13 protein-coding genes and 1 pseudogene are annotated in these 15986 nt (G+C 51.6%); 8 read left to right on the top strand and 6 right to left on the bottom strand.

What is annotated here, in order from left to right:
• Nucleotides 1-177: 177 nt before the first annotated feature.
• Entirely contained in the window at nt 178-369 is a 192-nt protein-coding gene (locus Q0294_RS04140) for a hypothetical protein (protein ID WP_299461217.1), read from the bottom strand.
• 40 nt (nt 370-409) lie between these two features.
• On the opposite strand from Q0294_RS04140, the gene Q0294_RS04145 reads away from it, so the two are divergent.
• Nucleotides 410-1549, top strand: a complete 1140-nt coding sequence (locus Q0294_RS04145) for a ZIP family metal transporter (protein WP_299461219.1) — start codon at nt 410-412, stop codon at nt 1547-1549.
• Between the two features lie 17 nt (nt 1550-1566).
• Here Q0294_RS04145 and Q0294_RS04150 read toward each other — a convergent pair whose 3' ends face one another.
• From Q0294_RS04150 to Q0294_RS04160, 3 genes are all read right to left on the bottom strand, one after another.
• On the bottom strand, nt 1567-2010 hold the full coding sequence (locus tag Q0294_RS04150; protein ID WP_299461221.1) for a transcriptional repressor: 444 nt from the start codon (nt 2008-2010) through the stop codon (nt 1567-1569).
• Between the two features lie 112 nt (nt 2011-2122).
• Entirely contained in the window at nt 2123-2689 is a 567-nt protein-coding gene (locus Q0294_RS04155) for an isoprenylcysteine carboxylmethyltransferase family protein (RefSeq protein WP_299461223.1), read from the bottom strand.
• Between the two features lie 14 nt (nt 2690-2703).
• On the bottom strand, nt 2704-3111 hold the full coding sequence (locus tag Q0294_RS04160; RefSeq protein ID WP_299461225.1) for a hypothetical protein: 408 nt from the start codon (nt 3109-3111) through the stop codon (nt 2704-2706).
• Between the two features lie 145 nt (nt 3112-3256).
• Between Q0294_RS04160 and Q0294_RS04165 the strand changes: the two genes are divergently transcribed.
• From Q0294_RS04165 to Q0294_RS04190, 6 genes are all read left to right on the top strand, one after another.
• Entirely contained in the window at nt 3257-4552 is a 1296-nt protein-coding gene (locus Q0294_RS04165; RefSeq protein ID WP_299461227.1) for an acetylxylan esterase, read from the top strand.
• Between the two features lie 226 nt (nt 4553-4778).
• Nucleotides 4779-7865 carry a tetratricopeptide repeat protein gene (locus Q0294_RS04170; RefSeq protein WP_299461229.1) on the top strand — a complete coding sequence of 1029 codons (3087 nt, stop codon included), beginning with the start codon at nt 4779-4781 and terminating at the stop codon, nt 7863-7865.
• 207 nt (nt 7866-8072) lie between these two features.
• Nucleotides 8073-9062, top strand: a complete 990-nt coding sequence (locus Q0294_RS04175) for a MotA/TolQ/ExbB proton channel family protein (protein WP_299461231.1) — start codon at nt 8073-8075, stop codon at nt 9060-9062.
• 320 nt (nt 9063-9382) lie between these two features.
• Entirely contained in the window at nt 9383-10219 is an 837-nt protein-coding gene (locus Q0294_RS04180) for a phytanoyl-CoA dioxygenase family protein (RefSeq protein ID WP_299461233.1), read from the top strand.
• Nucleotides 10220-10251: 32 nt separating this feature from the next.
• Complete coding sequence (locus tag Q0294_RS04185) at nt 10252-10935, top strand: aquaporin (RefSeq protein WP_299461235.1); 684 nt, start codon at nt 10252-10254, stop codon at nt 10933-10935.
• A gap of 25 nt (nt 10936-10960) precedes the next feature.
• Nucleotides 10961-12055: an SMP-30/gluconolactonase/LRE family protein gene (locus tag Q0294_RS04190; protein ID WP_299461237.1), complete on the top strand. Its 1095-nt coding sequence runs from the start codon at nt 10961-10963 to the stop codon at nt 12053-12055.
• 5 nt (nt 12056-12060) lie between these two features.
• Here the strand turns inward: Q0294_RS04190 and Q0294_RS04195 are convergent, their stop codons facing one another.
• Nucleotides 12061-13725 (bottom strand): glycosyltransferase family 39 protein, encoded by a 1665-nt coding sequence (locus Q0294_RS04195; RefSeq protein WP_299461239.1) that lies wholly within the window; start codon nt 13723-13725, stop codon nt 12061-12063.
• A 203-nt stretch (nt 13726-13928) separates the two neighbouring features.
• Nucleotides 13929-14501, bottom strand: a complete 573-nt coding sequence (locus tag Q0294_RS04200) for a helix-turn-helix domain-containing protein (RefSeq protein ID WP_044238118.1) — start codon at nt 14499-14501, stop codon at nt 13929-13931.
• A gap of 1011 nt (nt 14502-15512) precedes the next feature.
• On the opposite strand from Q0294_RS04200, the pseudogene Q0294_RS04205 reads away from it, so the two are divergent.
• Nucleotides 15513-15986 (top strand): annotated as a pseudogene (locus Q0294_RS04205) (HAD family hydrolase); the annotation flags it as partial.

Raw genomic sequence — 15986 nt, forward strand, 5'->3', positions numbered from 1 at the left:
TTAAGAAATGATGAAGAGCCTTCACATTCGACCTCCCACTACGCACACGCCAGAAAGAACACCTAATCAGAACAGCTTAACACTCTAAAGACCGCTCTTATCTGAACTTATCGGGACTAGTTGATTGATTCTACTGGAGTCGCTACAGGAGGGGACAGGACTAAGAGCTGAGTCAAATCACTTCATCACTGCCATTCTGGCTTGATCTTCCAGCAGGCAGCACGGCCAGCCGTAGCAGAAGTTCAGAAACTTCGCTGAGAAGGTAAGAGAGGGCACTTGCCCTGATCCGTAATAAAAGTTAAATTCAATCGCAATTAGTTTGCTATTACAATCGAAGAGTGCCGATGCTTCTATCAATTCCGGCAGCATCAAAGCGCATCCATTAGATCTCAGGTGGCTTTTTAACCCAATGAAACCGCTTTCTCACTTTAAAAAAGACGCTGGACTCACGCTGCTGCTGTTGATGATTCCCCTGGTTGTGTTTCTGATCGCGCCCGGATTTTTCATTTCGCGCCCCACCGTTGCAGCGGAGCACAATCAGCAGAATTCGGTATCCGAAAGCGCTCCCGACTCCTCTGCCAAGGCCAGTGGCGAAACGAAAAAACAAAACGGCAAAACTTGGACCTATACCCTGCTGGGAATTTACTGCAGTCTGATCGTATTTGCTTCACTGCTGGGTGGCTGGTTACCATCGCTGGTGCGTTTAACACATACCCGCATGGAAACGTTGATCAGTTTTGTCGGCGGGCTCATGCTGGGCATCGGTGTCTTTCATCTATTACCTCACGCTGTCGCGGAAATGGGTTCAATGGATCGGGCAGTCTGGTGGATGATGGCAGGTATTCTGACACTGTTCTTCCTGCTCCGCACATTTCACTTCCACCAGCATGGAACCGTGGAACTTGAAGCTGAAGAAAAAAAGCACGACCACGACCATGATCATGACTGTGATCATCACCACGCACATGCCCCCGTGCACTCACACACCCATACACACAAATTGAGCTGGGTTGGCATCGCGTTCGGTCTGGCGCTGCACACGCTGATCGACGGACTGGCTTTGGGAGCCAGTATCATTGCCGAGCAACATCATGAAGTCTTTCTCTCTCTGTTCGGACTGGGAACCTTTCTGGCAATCGCGTTGCACAAACCGCTGGACGCGGTTTCCATCACTTCGCTGATGGCGGCGGGAGGCTGGTCTGTGGGCTGGCGCAATGCCGTGAATCTTGGTTTTGCCTTGATGTGTCCGTTAGGCGCCCTCTTGTTTTTTCTGGGGGTTCAGCAGTTTTCCGAGAATCAGCACGTGATCATCGGCTGTGCTCTCGCGTTTTCAGCGGGCGTCTTTATGTGTATTTCACTGGGAGACTTACTGCCGGAAATGGAATTTCATTCACATAACCGGTTTCGGCTCTCTTTTGTGCTCCTGCTGGGAATCGCGCTGGCTTACGGGATCGGTTTTATTGAACCGGGCCACGTGCATGATCACGGCAGCCATGCTCCCGGTTCATCGAATCCGGCAGCCGGACACAGTCATGACCACAGTCATTGAACGAAGGTGATCCCGGCTCAACGTGTTTCGCATTCGTGGCAGATTCCCTTTAAGAGAATTTCTGTCACCCTGCCCACCTGAGACCACTGCTTGTTTTTGGGAGTCTTGAAGTCAACATCGTGCAGGCAGGAAACACTGCCACACTCGGTACAGACAAAATGCGGGTGCTCTGCGTCCTCCGGTTCATCCGGATTGCGTAATTCAAACCGCCACGCGTGGTCTCCCAGTTCGGTCCGCTTGACGAGGCCGGCTTCTGCGAGATCAATCAGATTGCGATACACGGTCGCTTTGTCAAATCCCAGCGGAGTCAGGTCTTCGGCGATCTCGGCATGCGTCAGAGGCGATTTAGCCTGACGCAAAAACTGAATCACCGTGATGCGAGCGGAGGTACTTCGCAAACCACTCTTACGCACCATTGTGCGGATTTCATCAATCTCTTCTGCTTGGGACAGATTCTTCATTGCGTTATTATCCGGGCACCACACAGCGCCATTAAGTAAACAAATTATTTCGTCAGGGCCATGTTAACGATTATATACACAGATTACGAGATTCAGGAAAATAATTGTCGATTCAATTCCGATCCGGCAGTCTCTTCACGGGACGCTGATAACCGCGCCAGCAGGGAATCCAGCAGCGAATGGTGCTGCGATAGGCGGAATAGTCATCCGGAAATCGCTGCAGCAGATCCTGTTCTTCAATAGGCCGCACATAATAATTCCAGAGAAAAAAACCTGTGATCACATATATGATCGTCAGCCACGAACCAAAATAGAGGGCGACTGCGAGCCCCTGCGTTAACCCGGCAATCGCCATCGGATTGCGAACGTAACGATAAGGGCCCACAACCACCAGCCGACGTGCGGCATCGAGGGGCAGCGGCGTACCCCTGCCGTAAATTCCCATCATCGCGCCGCTGGTCAGACCCAGACTGCCGCCCAGCACGAACAGTGTCATTCCCAGCAGATGCTGACCTGTGAAGTGAAACCGGTTCCCACCAAAAAATGATTCCAGCCAGATCAGCCCGGCAGGAATCACAAACAGGAACAGGCACCAGAAGATGACGGTCTGAAACAAGATTTTCAGTAAGATCCACCAGAGCGGTGATTCTTCAGCAGCCGGTACAAAAAACATCTTCATCGAAATGGACTTCCTCAGATTTCCCTGTGCCGATCACGGTTCAAAACCAGGCAGATCAACAACATCACGATCATGCAGCACAACATGATCAATGTACCCGGCCAGCCTCCGTTGGTTGAGACACTCAGCGCCAGACAGTAGAGACTGACATAAGCAATGCCCCCCGTTAAAAAATAAAGCAGCGGCGGAAACCAGCTTCGGTGATTCCTGTAGCCAGAGGCAGCAGCCAGCGAACCCGTAATAAAGATCAAACAATCGGGCAACCAGAACGAAAGCAAGACACGTTCCGGTAATGAGTCTGAAAGAAACCAGGAACGGCAATCTGGCAGCTGAAACAGCAGACACCACCATAAAATGCCGCCAATCCCCTGAGCGAGCAGATAAAAATAAATCCCGTTTTTCCAGTACCCGGTGAATTTCATATTGCCAATCATCGAGAAAACGAACACGATTTAAAATACAGGTTTGAAATGTCTCTCCCGATTATGATAGCCTGAAGGGTTCCCGGCGACATCGCCAAACTTCAGATTGATGAAAACCCCACCTGAATAAAGGTCCTAAAATCAGATGAAACGACTGCTCCTGACCACGTCGATTGTGTTTGCTCTATTCCTGATCTGCAGTCAGACAGCCCGGGCACAACGTCCCAAGCCGAATTATGACGAAGCCAAGGTCCCGCAATTTACATTGCCCGATCCCCTGCTGACTTCTGACGGTAAGCAGGTGGATTCCGCCGAGCTGTGGTGGAAAGTCAGACGCCCGGAAATTCTGCGTCTGTTTGAAAATGAAGTCTATGGAAAAAGTCCCGCTGCGCCGAACAACATGCTGTTCGAAGTCACCTCGCAGAAGAATGATGCATTAAACGGCAAAGCGATCCGCAAAGAGGTCTCGATTTATTTTACCGGCAAAAAAGAAGAGCCGCGGATGGACCTGCTGATTTATCTGCCCGCCAAAGCCACCAAACCGGTGCCGGTTTTTATGGGGCTGAATTTCTATGGCAATCACACGATTGCCGATGACCCGGAAATCACGCTCTCCACGAAATGGATGCGGGCGAATCAGGAGAAAGGCGTCGTCAATAATCGTGCCACGGAAAAATCTCGAGGCACCTCGGCCTCGCGCTGGCCCGTCGAACAGATCATCGACCGCGGTTACGGCCTGGTTGCGATTTACTGCGGCGATATCGATCCTGATTATGACGATGGTTTTCAAAATGGCGTGCATGCCCTGTTTAACAAGGACGGCAAATCAAAACCGGCCGCTGATGAGTGGGGCACGATTGCCGCCTGGGCCTGGGGCTTGAGCCGCGCGATGGATTATCTGGAGACTGACCCGCAAATCGACCACAAACACGTCGCCGTCATGGGACACTCGCGACTGGGTAAAACGTCACTGTGGGCGGGCGCTCAGGATCAGCGGTTTGCGCTGGTCATCTCCAATGACTCCGGTTGCGGAGGTGCCGCTCTCAGCCGACGCCGTTTTGGCGAAACGCTGAATGTGATCAACAATGCCTTTCCACACTGGTTCTGTGATAACTTCAACAAGTACATCGACAAAGAAGACGAACTGCCCGTTGATCAACACATGCTGGTTGCGCTGGTCGCCCCGCGACCCGTATATGTCGCCAGTGCGCAGGAAGACCAGTGGGCAGATCCGCGGGGAGAATTTCTCTCTGTATTATATGCAGAGCCGGTCTACAAACTATTGGGAACCTCCGGCTTCGGTGCGAAAGAGATGCCGGACGTCAATCAGCCGATCAAACAACGCATGGGTTATCATATTCGAACCGGCAAACATGATGTCACGGATTTTGACTGGCGACAATACCTCGATTTCGCAGATCAGCATTTTCAAGGCAGCTGACCCGCGTTCATCAAACCTGTGAAAGACGCATCAATCACGAATTTGATTCAACATCATGCGATTTGGTGATTTACAGGGGCGGTACCGATATACAAATCCGCTGAAACATCAGGTTTTCGTATCTGCGGAGCGAGTTTTCAGCAACGCCGCTTGCCTCTGCCGGAAGACTCACGATAATATGAGCGAGCGTCACTTTACTTTTTTAGATCGAACTCACGATTCCAACATGATGAATATCCGGATCCCTTTCTCAAACGATTTACGTGTCGGCAAACTCTGCCTGAGCTTCCTGTTTCTGATTCTGCTGCCCGCGCAGTTCGCGCTGGCCGATAAGGCTTCAGATGAGTTTCAACTGGCCATCGGGCTGTATAAGCAAAATCGCTGGGAACTGGCCACAGAAACATTTCAGAAATATCTGAAAGAGTACCCGACACACGCCGACGTTCCCCTGGCCAAATTTTATCTCGGCCTGACGCTCGTCAATCAGCAGAAATATAAGGAAGCCCGGCAGGTCCTGCGTGACTTTGCAAAACAGTATCCGAAAGACAAGAACCTGCCGGATGCACTCTATCGCATTGGTGAATGCAGTTATCTGCTGGATGACCTGGAAGCGGCTGAAAAGGAATTTACGGAATTTCTGAAACTCTATCCCAACCATGATCTGGAAGAATGGGCGTACCCTTATTTCGGCGATGTCATGCTCCGACGTGGCAAACCCGATCTGGCGGTGAAAAGTTTTCAGAGATCGCTGGAACGTCATCCGAAAGGGGCCATGCACGAAGATGCCCAGTTCGGTCTTGCTTCGGCTTACCTGCGGAATAAACAGACTGTAGAGGCAGAGAAGCAGTTCCAGGAAATTGCTGCGAAAAAGAATCATTCACGTGCCAGCGACGCACAAATGTCTCTGGCCACTTCGCTGTTTGATCGCGGACAATTTCAGGAGGCGGCAAACGCGTTCCTGGAGTTGCCGAAAAAGTTTCCGGAAAGTCCTCTGGGAATCACGGCGCGGCTCAATGCCGGTTATGCATTTTACGATCTGAATGAATTCGCCAAAGCCGTCGAGCAATTTGAGATCGTCGCTAAAAATCCCCAACAGGCAGCCAATGCCCTGTACTGGAAAGGGGTCAGCCTCAAAGGCGCCGGTCAATTCCCGGAGGCCATTGCTGCTTTCGAACAGGCGCTCAAATCAAATCCCAATCCGAAACAAAAAGAGTTGATGAGTTATCAACTGGCAGATGCGCTGTTACGTTCCGGAAAACCGGCTCTCGCCAAACCGTTATTTCTCGAACTCGTAAAACAATCGCCCGAGAGTGATCTCGCAGACGACAGTCTGCATTTTGCGATTGAAGCCGCTTTACTGACCAATCAACTGGCAGAAGCCGACCAACTGGCGGCCCGGTTTGAAAAAGAATATCCCCAAAGCGGTCTGCGGCTGCATCAGGAACTCCTGAAAGGCCGCATTCGTGATGAGCAAGGCAAAGAAGAAGACCTGAAAGCAGCACTGATTCATTTCCAGACGGTTCTCGACCAGACCGAACTGGAAACCACCAGACTGCTGGCACGACTTTATCTCGCACGCACCTATCAGAAATTGAAACAGTACGAAAAATCGATCGCCGTTCTGAAACCGTACCTGAAAGATCCCAAAACCGACAAAACGTTAAGCGAGTATGCGGACGCACTGATCCTGCAAAGCAACAGTTTCAACTCGCTGCAAAAGTATGCCGATGCAGAGACCCTCTCGAAAGAATATCTGAAACAGTTTCCGAATGAGGTCCGGTTCAATCAGATCCTGGCAAACCTGATTCTGCTCACAGCCAAAAATGACAAGCCGCAGGAGGTCGATCAATTTCTCGATCAGCTGAAGGGCCACAAACCGGACGCCGACCTGTTAATTCAGACCTACCGTCAGTTAGCAGAACGGAACTACGAGAAAAAACAGTGGGAACGGGCCAAAAAGTTCTTCGCGGAAATTGTCAACCTCGGCGCGAAATCTCCGGAATACCTGGCGGGCCTTTCCGGCCTGGCCTGGAGCGAATCTCAACTGCAGGAGCATCAGCCCGCAGCTGCCCATTTTGAACAGTTTGTCAAAGAGTTTCCGGAAAGTCCGTTGGCGGCTGAAGCCACGTATATGCAGGGGCGCAGTCTGGAAAGCAACCAGCAACTGGAAGCCGCCGTTGCCGTTTATCAGAAAGCGTTGAACCAGTTCGCTCCGTCGCGGTATGCCATGCTGGCCGGTCTGCAGGCCGCACGCACCTTGTTTCAGTTGAAGAAAATCGAGGCCGTCAATCAGGCCTATGAAGCGTTACTGCTGAAATTCCCCAAAACGGACAACCTGGATAAAATCCTGGATGAATGGGCGTTAATTAATTACGAAGCCGAGCAGTTTGAAAAATCGGATGCCATCTTTCGACGGCTGGTGAAAGAGACCCCGGACAGTGATCTGGCGGACAACGCCCGTTTGAGTCTGGCGGAAAGCGATTTAATCGCCGGCAAATTGCCCGAAGCAGCCAAGGCCTTTGATGAACTTCAGGCGTCTCCCAAGTCGGATGAAAAAGTGCAACAGGTCTCGCTGTATCGGTTAATTGAAATCAATCTGGAATTGAAAAAATGGGATCTGGTCGACAAATTTTCCAAAGCATTGCTCAAACGATTTCCTAAAAATGAATATGCTGCATTTGCGCAATTTCACGAAGCGGAAGCAGCCCTGCATCAAAATCAGATCGAAGCGGCTCAGGCGGAACTGTTGAAGCTGCTCGAAAAAGAGAAAACCGCAGAACTGAGTCAGGCCCCCTGGTATCCCCGCGCCTGGGTGCTGCTGGCAGAAACTTACTTCCGACAGAAAAAATATGAAGAGGTCAAAAAGACCGTGGACGGTTTTCGCAGCTGGGACCCAGACAATCCTTTCCTCTATCAGGCAGAAGAAGTACTCGGGCGCAGCCTGAAAAATCAGGCGAAGTTCGAAGAGGCACGCAAAGTGTTTCAACAGATTACCGAATCCGAACACAGCAGACGGACCGAAACTGCAGCCAAATGCCAGTTTCTTCTGGCGGAAACCCTGATGATTCAGGAAAAGTTCAAAGAAGCACTTCTGGCCTATTTACAGGTCGACATCCAATACAAGTTTCCCGAATGGCAGGCCCCCGCGCTCTTTCAGGCCGGTATGTGCCACGAGGCGATGATGGAATGGGCCAAGGCTTTAAAAACGTATCAGGACTTTTTGAAGCGTTTTCCTGAACATGAGTTGGTTTCCCGCACGCAAGAACGGGTGAAAGAGGTTCAGGCCCGATTAGGCAAAGCCAATAAACCATAATCTGAATGTCACTGACGCCTCACAGATGTCTGCCTGGGAAATGGGATTCCAGGCTCGACGGGGAAGCAAATCTGGCGTAAACTAGCCTGTGTCCTGCCGGGTGACTGAGGATTCTCAACTCAAAGGACGCTCAAGTAATTCAAAACCGAGTTCGGTACTACCATTCTGTGCTCGTCTCTGTTCATTTTAGAGTGACATTCACGACTCATGATCCATTTTATCAGCAGTCCAAAACGACAACCCGTTGATCTTGCCGATCAAGGAAGACCTGCCGACTCCGGTCGCAGGCGTCCGCATCGGTTTCTGCTGAAATTCGTGATCATTCCGGGCCTGTTTTTTCTGCTGTTTCCGATTGTAACCAACGCCCAGGAGCGTCTGCCCAAAGTCGTCGAATCGGTGAATGGCAAGCTGGTTGAAGTAGTTGACCCCAATGGTCCACAGGCGGAAGCCGGCACTCCAGTGAAACGCAGTTCCGGAATTCCTTCCACGCCCGAAGACATTATCCGTGAGATGGGCTACTTTCTGCTGCCGTTCGTGATCGCTTCCATCATCTCGATGTGGTTCACGATTGAGCGACTGGTCATTCTGCGTTCCGGACGCGTGATCCCCAAACATTTCGTCAGCCGCTTCATGAAGCTGTTGCAGGAAAGCAAGCTCAACGCGCGGTCGGCCCTCAAACTCTGCGAAGAAAATCCGAGTCCCATTGCCTCGGTGTTTGCGCACGGCGTTCGAAAGTGGGGGAAACCGAGTGTCGAAGTCGAACAGGCGATTATTGACGGTGGTGAGCGACAGTTATCTCAACTACGTAAGCATCTGCGTGTGATAAATGGCGTCGCCACGGTGGCCCCCTTGATGGGGCTGCTGGGAACGGTCATTGGTATGATTCAGGCATTCAACGAAATTGCCAACAGCAGCGCAATGGGTAAAGCCGAAGAACTGGCAGTCGGCATTGCGATGGCTCTGTTAACGACCGCCTTCGGTCTGGGAATTGCGATTCCTTCGCTGATTATGTACATGTACCTCGCCGGCCGCGTTGATGCACTTGTGATGGAAATGGATCAGAACGCACAGGATCTGGTGCATCTCATCTCGGCAGAAGGTCTGGCCGCCCATGCAGCCAGTCGTAAAACGGCCGCTGCCACTGCCTCTGCGCCGACTCCGAAAGCCAAACCGGACAAAACAACGAGTGCGTCTTAGCCAGTCTGATCCGTTGAAAATCGTCTGGCGACACCCCTGCGAAGTCTTTTCCGTTCCCCAATGTGATTCGAAATGCGTGAATTGCGTATTGAAATTTGAATGCATCGCGGATCTGGCGGGAGAACAGCAAACGGCTTTTTCCCTTTGCCATGCAAAATTGTAACTCCGGGCTCTCTCAAAAAAACGAGATCGCACACTTCTAAGTTGTTCCCGGACGAAGCCCTATTTACAATAGAACCAGTTTCCTCTCGTGGGGTTCGGTGTCTCTCATCTGCCTCATGACTGATTTCCGCTTTATCTTACGCGCAAAGAGTCACACCATGGCTGAATCCAAAGAATTCAAGGCTGTCCCCCAGGAAGAGGAACTCTCGCAGATCGAGCGTGATCTGAAGTTCTATCCTTCCACCACAACCGACCCGAAACTTTTAACCGTCGAACAGGTTGAACAATTCAATCAGGACGGCTACCTGCGGAATCTTCGCATCTTCAACGAGCAGGAAGTACAGGAGAATCGGGAGTATTTCGACCGTCTGCTGGAAACCGTCATCGCCGCCGGCGGAAACAGCTATTCGATCAGCACGGCGCATATGAAGTACGGCAAGGTTTATGATCTGCTGACACATCCCAAAATTGTCGCATACGTGAAAGATCTGCTGGGGGAAAATGTCATCGCCTGGGGTTCGCATTTCTTTTGCAAAATGCCCCACGATGGCAAATCGGTCGCCTGGCATCAGGACGCCAGCTATTGGCCTTTGTCTCCTTCGAAAGCGGTCACGGTCTGGCTGGCGATCGACGATGCCGACCTCGAAAACGCCAACATGCGGTTTATTGCCGGCAGCCATCATTATGGACACATGACGTATCGTCCGAGTGGCTCACATGAAGACAACGTGCTCAACCAGACCATCGATAATGCGGAACAATATGGTTCGCCCGTTGACGATTCACTGAAAGCAGGCGAGGGCTCCATCCATTCCGATCTGTTACTGCACGGTTCCGAAGCCAATGAGTCAGACCGCAGACGCTGCGGCTTAACGCTCCGGTATTGTGCCGCCGACGTCCGGGCCGGCATGGACTGGAACGCCAAAGGGGTCATTGTCGCCGGCTCCGATCCGTCCGGTCACTGGCTCAATCCGAGTCGCCCCGAAAATGATTAAACATTGAACCCGCAACCTGGAATTCACCACTGATGCAGAAATATTACGCGGAAATTTTTGGCACATTCATCCTGCTGTTTTCAGGTGCGGGTGCCATTGTTACGAATCAGGTTTCTCACGGAACCGTCACGCATGTGGGCATTGCGCTCGTGTTTGGCATGGTGGTCACATCGGTGATTTACGCGATTGGTGAAATCTCTGGCGCGCACATCAATCCGGCAGTGACGATCGCCTTCTGGGTGGGACGGCGTTTTCCCGGGAAAGAGGTGATGCCTTATATTATCTGTCAGGTGATTGGCGCTCTGGCAGCCTGTCTGCTGTTAAAGCTGATCTTTCCCGGACTGGATAATTACGGCATGACGCTTCCGGCCGGGAGTGACATGCAGTCGCTGATTCTCGAAGGGGTTTTGACCTGGATGCTGATGTTCGTGGTCCTGTGTGTGAGCACGGGCGCCAAGGAAACCGGCATCCTTGCCGGGGTCGCCATCGGATCGGTGATCGCGCTGGAGGCCCTGTTCGCCGGGCCGATCTGCGGCGCTTCCATGAACCCGGCCCGTTCGTTTGCCCCTGCCCTCGTCAGTGGAAATCTGCAATCACTCTGGCTCTATCTCGTCGGCCCGACTGCCGGTGCGATCCTCGCGGTCCCCTCGCTCTGGCTGGTCCGCAATAACAAGAACGCTCCTGTGACAGAGACTCCAGACGAGACACTGAGTTGAATTGATAAAACAGAAAAGAAACGTGATGTCGTCACAGCCCACCGGCTATGATCGTTTTGCAAATCGCAACAGCAGAGAGGAACCAACCATGATTCACTGGCAGCATCTTTTTGTTTTGGGAATGGCTTTTTCAGGATTTGCAGGTTCCATGGTCTACGCGGCGACACCTGCCCCGTCCGGCGATGCGTCCATTGTCTCTCCTGAATCGAAAGTGGAAGAACTCTGGGTCGACAAGGGATTCACGGAAGGCGCCTGCGTTGACGTGGACGGCATCATCTATTTCAGCGACATCAATTTCGCAGGCGGTCTCGGCAAGATTATGGCCTTTGATCCGGCGACAGGGAAAACAACCGTCTTCAGTGCAGACAGCGGACAAAGTAATGGCCTGATGATTGACCAGAAAGGAAAAATGCTCGCCGCCTGCGGTGCGAATAATGGAAAACAATGTCTGGCCCAGATTTCAAAAAAGGGAAAAGTCAAATGCCTGATCGACAATTTTGAGGGAAAGAAATTCAACGCCCCCAATGATCTGGTCGTGCATCCCCAGGGCTGGGTTTACTTCACCGATCCCCGTTATGTCGGCACGGAACCGCTGGAACTCGATCACATGAGCGTCTATCGCTATGACCCCAAAACCAAAACGGTGCATCGCGCGACGACCGACATCAGCAAGCCGAATGGAACTGTGGTTTCGCCGGATGGAAAAACACTTTACGTGGCGGAAACCGATAACGGCGCTACCGGACTGGAGCAAGACCCGCCGAAAGATCCGAAAAAGCGCATGACCCTCAACGCATTTCCGATCCAGGAAGATGGTGCGTTAGGCAAGAAAACTGTCCTGGCCGACTTTGGCGGGAAAGAAACCGGCATTGATGGTATGACCGTCGATCAGAAAGGCAATATCTACACCGCCTTCCGCGCAGAGAGCCGGTTCGGCATTGTCGTCTTTTCTCCCGAGGGAAAAGAACTGGCCTACATTCCGACTCCCACTACACCTACCAACTGCACCTTCGGGATCGGCGACGATGCTTCCACGCTCTACATCACCGCCGGCAGTGGCCTGTATCGGATTCCCTGCAAAATTCCGGGATTCCATCCATCCCTGCCCGTGAAGCAGTAAGAAGATTATTGCGGAACCTTCAAGCGAATCAATCGCGCCAGCGGGACATCCTGCCGGGTGACTTCGGTGATCACGGTCCACGCATCCGATTGCGGTGCCTGAAGCATTTGCGGCAGGTAAGGGTTCCGCTGAAAGTACAACACATATTCGGAAACAGGTCGTTCTGATTCGAAGGGGATCAATTGAATCCCCTTCCGTTTCAGTTCGGGCGTCTCCTGCAGCGTCTGCAGCCAGGCGGGATGCAGAATTGGTGCGAGTTGCACGATGCTGTTTTCAGGTACTTCGTCGATCACTTTCTGCAACATGTCTGCCGTGATGGAATCGCCCCAGTAGGTGACTTCCATCCCCGCCGCATCCGCGCCCTTTAACCCTCCGATCAATAAACTGTAATCACTGAGCCAGCAGGGTGCATACGCGATCGTAGGGTAAAACTGAGTCAGTAATAAAAGTGCGATCGTCGCTGTCGCCAACCGCGACGGGAAACGCCGATGCACCCAGTCAATAACTGTGGCTGCCCCCTGCCCGATGAAAATCGCCGCCAGAGGAAAAACCATTAAGAACAGACGCACGCCATCATAGACGGTGATGCCCGGCAGGGAAAACAACACCAGCGGCCACAGAAACGAAAGCAGTAACAGCATGTCGCCTTGCGGTCGATGCTGTTGCTTGTCCGAAACAGAACAACTGCTTTTCCATGAGCCGATGAACGCCAACATCAACAGCCCGACCGGTATCGTCGTCAGCAACATCACCCAGGGATAATGCCAGGGGAGATCTCGGTCGGCGTATTTGGTTCCGAAGTATAACACATAGAGGGCCGCCCGCTCCGTGGTTCTGCCCAGATATTCGCTGATGCGATCTACGGGATCAAACCAGAGCCAAGGCCAGCCTGCAAAGAAAATCAGCACTCCCACGCCGCCCCAGCAGAGCAAAGGGAGGATTGCTTTTTGACGCCATTTCCAAAGCGCCCAGAGTATGACGGGAATGGGAATCAGCACCGCCTGAATCTTGGTCAGCAAAGCCAGCCCCAGCAGCAGCCCGGTCAGACAGGCCCGTTTCGCGCCGGGAGGACGCTCCGTATTCCAGAAGTGCACCACCGACAGGACCGCCATGGTGTAAAATAACACGGTTGCTGTTTCCAGAGCCGCTAGATGCGCGTGCCCGAATAAGCGTGGCATACAGATCAAGGCAGCAGCAGCGACAACGCCACCCGGGTGCCCGCAACGAACTGAGGTAAACCACCCCACCACAAACACCAGACACGCAAAACAGAAGGCCGATGCATAGCGCCCATAGGTCACGACAAACGGGCGCCCCTCATCACCGGCAAACAGAGAGATCACTTCGTGTGAAATGCCAATGAGCAGACGCCCCAGCGGCGGATGATCGGGCAGATAATTTGGATGTTCAAAGATTTCCCGCAGACTTTCCGGCGCGAAGATCCCCAAACCATACACGTGAATCGCGCGCACGAGAAACACGCCCTGCCCGACATTGAACGGTTCATCGACGGTCAGGCCGGGACCAGGACCTGTGAGGGAAAGATCCTGTGCACAATCGAGCTGAGCGGCAACAAGCACAAACGCGATCAGTGCCAGCAGCAGGTACCAGAGCCAGGCAGGCAACTGCTGTGTCTTTCCGGCTTCGTGATGATTGTCGATTAAATTCATAGCGGTTTACAGTCAGATCTGGTGCGCGCAAAGAAAACCCGGCCAAGAGTCTTACCTCTTGGCCGGGTTTATTCGTTCACGCAAACCAGCAAATCCCTTTGCGATTGTTCTGGTTGACCAGCGGGCCGTTCTCTCGACACCGTCCATAATATCGAGAACTACACGTCCCTGGCAATCTCACCTCGAGGCATTCCTGCCCGTCATTAGGCGATTTGCTTTTTTCGTCCAACCAAGGTCCGAATCCGTTCGGCCAGTAGTGCTGCGTCAAATGGTTTCCGGAAAGTTTCGTTGAATAATGTTCTGTCGAAACCGCTGGCGTTGTCTTCATCGCTCAGCAGGGCAATCAGAACAGAATCGGTGTAGTCTTTGTTACGTCGCAGGTTTTGAGCGATCATCAGTGCTTCATTGCGACCCATTGCAAAATCCACAATCACGCAATCGGGATGTAAAGATTCTGCCTGGATGCCGGCTTCAAAACCACTTACGGCGTACTCTATTTTGAAGTCTTCGGTAGCCATCAGGTCGTCGAGACTTGCTCGTACCTGAGTGTCTGCACCGACGAGCAATAATTTGCCCATGGCTTCATCTTCCAGCTCGCCTAATGGCATGCCGTGTTCTTTAAGAAATCGAATAAGGTGCTCACGAGGAATTCGACGGTCCTGAGATCCCGGAATACGGTATCCTCTCAGGCGTCCAGAGTCGAACCACTTACTAACCGTGCGGGGTGCAACCTTACAGATCTTTGCTACTTGGCCAGTAGTGAAGATCGTTTTCATTGCGGGCTCTCCAATCACATGCTTGGCAAATCTTTTCGAAGAATGGTTACTTTTCTTCTGCTTTAACCCCTACTACACTTCTCGGCTATCCTGGCCAATCAGTTTCAAGTTGTAACCTGTGCAGTCTTGGGTCGGGGTTTGTTTAGGGAGACAGCATCTCCAAAAACTGTTTCAAAATGCCAATCTTTAATTTTAAGGAAATTTGGGATCTGGTACGTAATACTCTTGGGGTCGGACTGAATGACAATCGCAATACCATTCAGATCAGTTCGTCAGACTAGATCCGTCTTGTCCTCTCCCCCCTTACAGACAATTGAATGGATTGAACCACTCAAACTGATGTTGACTGGTTCGACGTGGTTTTTACGTCTTTCCGGTTTCAACCGTCTGCCCTAATTGCATCGACGAAATCGCGGTGAGGACTTTAAGCTCTTTGACAAGGGAGAGTGCAGTAATGACAGAGACACTCAGAATAATTGGCAGGGAAGAATCAACTGTGCGGAATATGATGCTGTAATTCCCTATAATTCATGCACTTAGAATCACGGCACCATAATACTTAAGATATGAACCACATTTATGGGGTGACTTGAATTTTTCACACAGGATTTTGGCCGTTTTCCACTCAGTCAGGCAGCCGGGGACGGATAACCGTTATGACAACAGCGACCTGCCTCGGGTTCAACGCATTCCAACTCTCAAACCTATTACGTCAGTTATACCGGTTCGTGTTGGATCAACTTGCAGAAGTCAAGCCAGATCGAATGCAAATGAAATCTCGTTTTTTGCTTGCTCTGTGATTGATGTCTGGTCTAAGATCGGAACACGATCATCGTGCATTCCCTGTAATCCCTGCTTTAAAATTTCACAGATGGAAGATTTGAGGATAAGAACGGCCAGTACGTTACCTTTCAATCTGACAGCCTGTTTTCGCTATCAGTTCTTCTCCAGATTCTCCGTTTTCTATGATTTGACCATTGAATATCTCGACCCGGAAATGATTCACTTATTATGCCGCAGTCTCTCCAAGAATATGCAGAATGGTTAACCAGTCGCGACGATCTCATCTGGCCCGTCGCTCCGAAACTGATCACACCGAAAGCCACACCGTATTTGAAACCTCTGCAGGAAATTGCAGCCGTCACTTTCAGCGTCTACGGGACATTACTTCACATTTCCGATGGCTGCCTGCTGTTTGATCATAGTCAACAACTGCGGATGCAGATTGCACTCGACAAAACCATCAAAGAATTCAACATGTGGAACAGCATGTCGCGCAAGCCGGGAGCCCCCTGGGAATACATGCTGTCACAATATCGGAACCTCGTTGAAGACCAGCAAATCTCCCGTAAAATCCCGAAAGGAGAAAAGCCGGAACTCAACTCGGCTGACATCTGGAAACAACTGATCGTTCGACTGCAGAAAAACGAATACGTCTTTGATGAATCTTTTTACGGCAGTCTGGATGACTTCAGCGTGAAAGTC

It is taken from the genome of uncultured Gimesia sp. (genome assembly GCF_937919775.1).
GTDB lineage: Bacteria > Planctomycetota > Planctomycetia > Planctomycetales > Planctomycetaceae > Gimesia.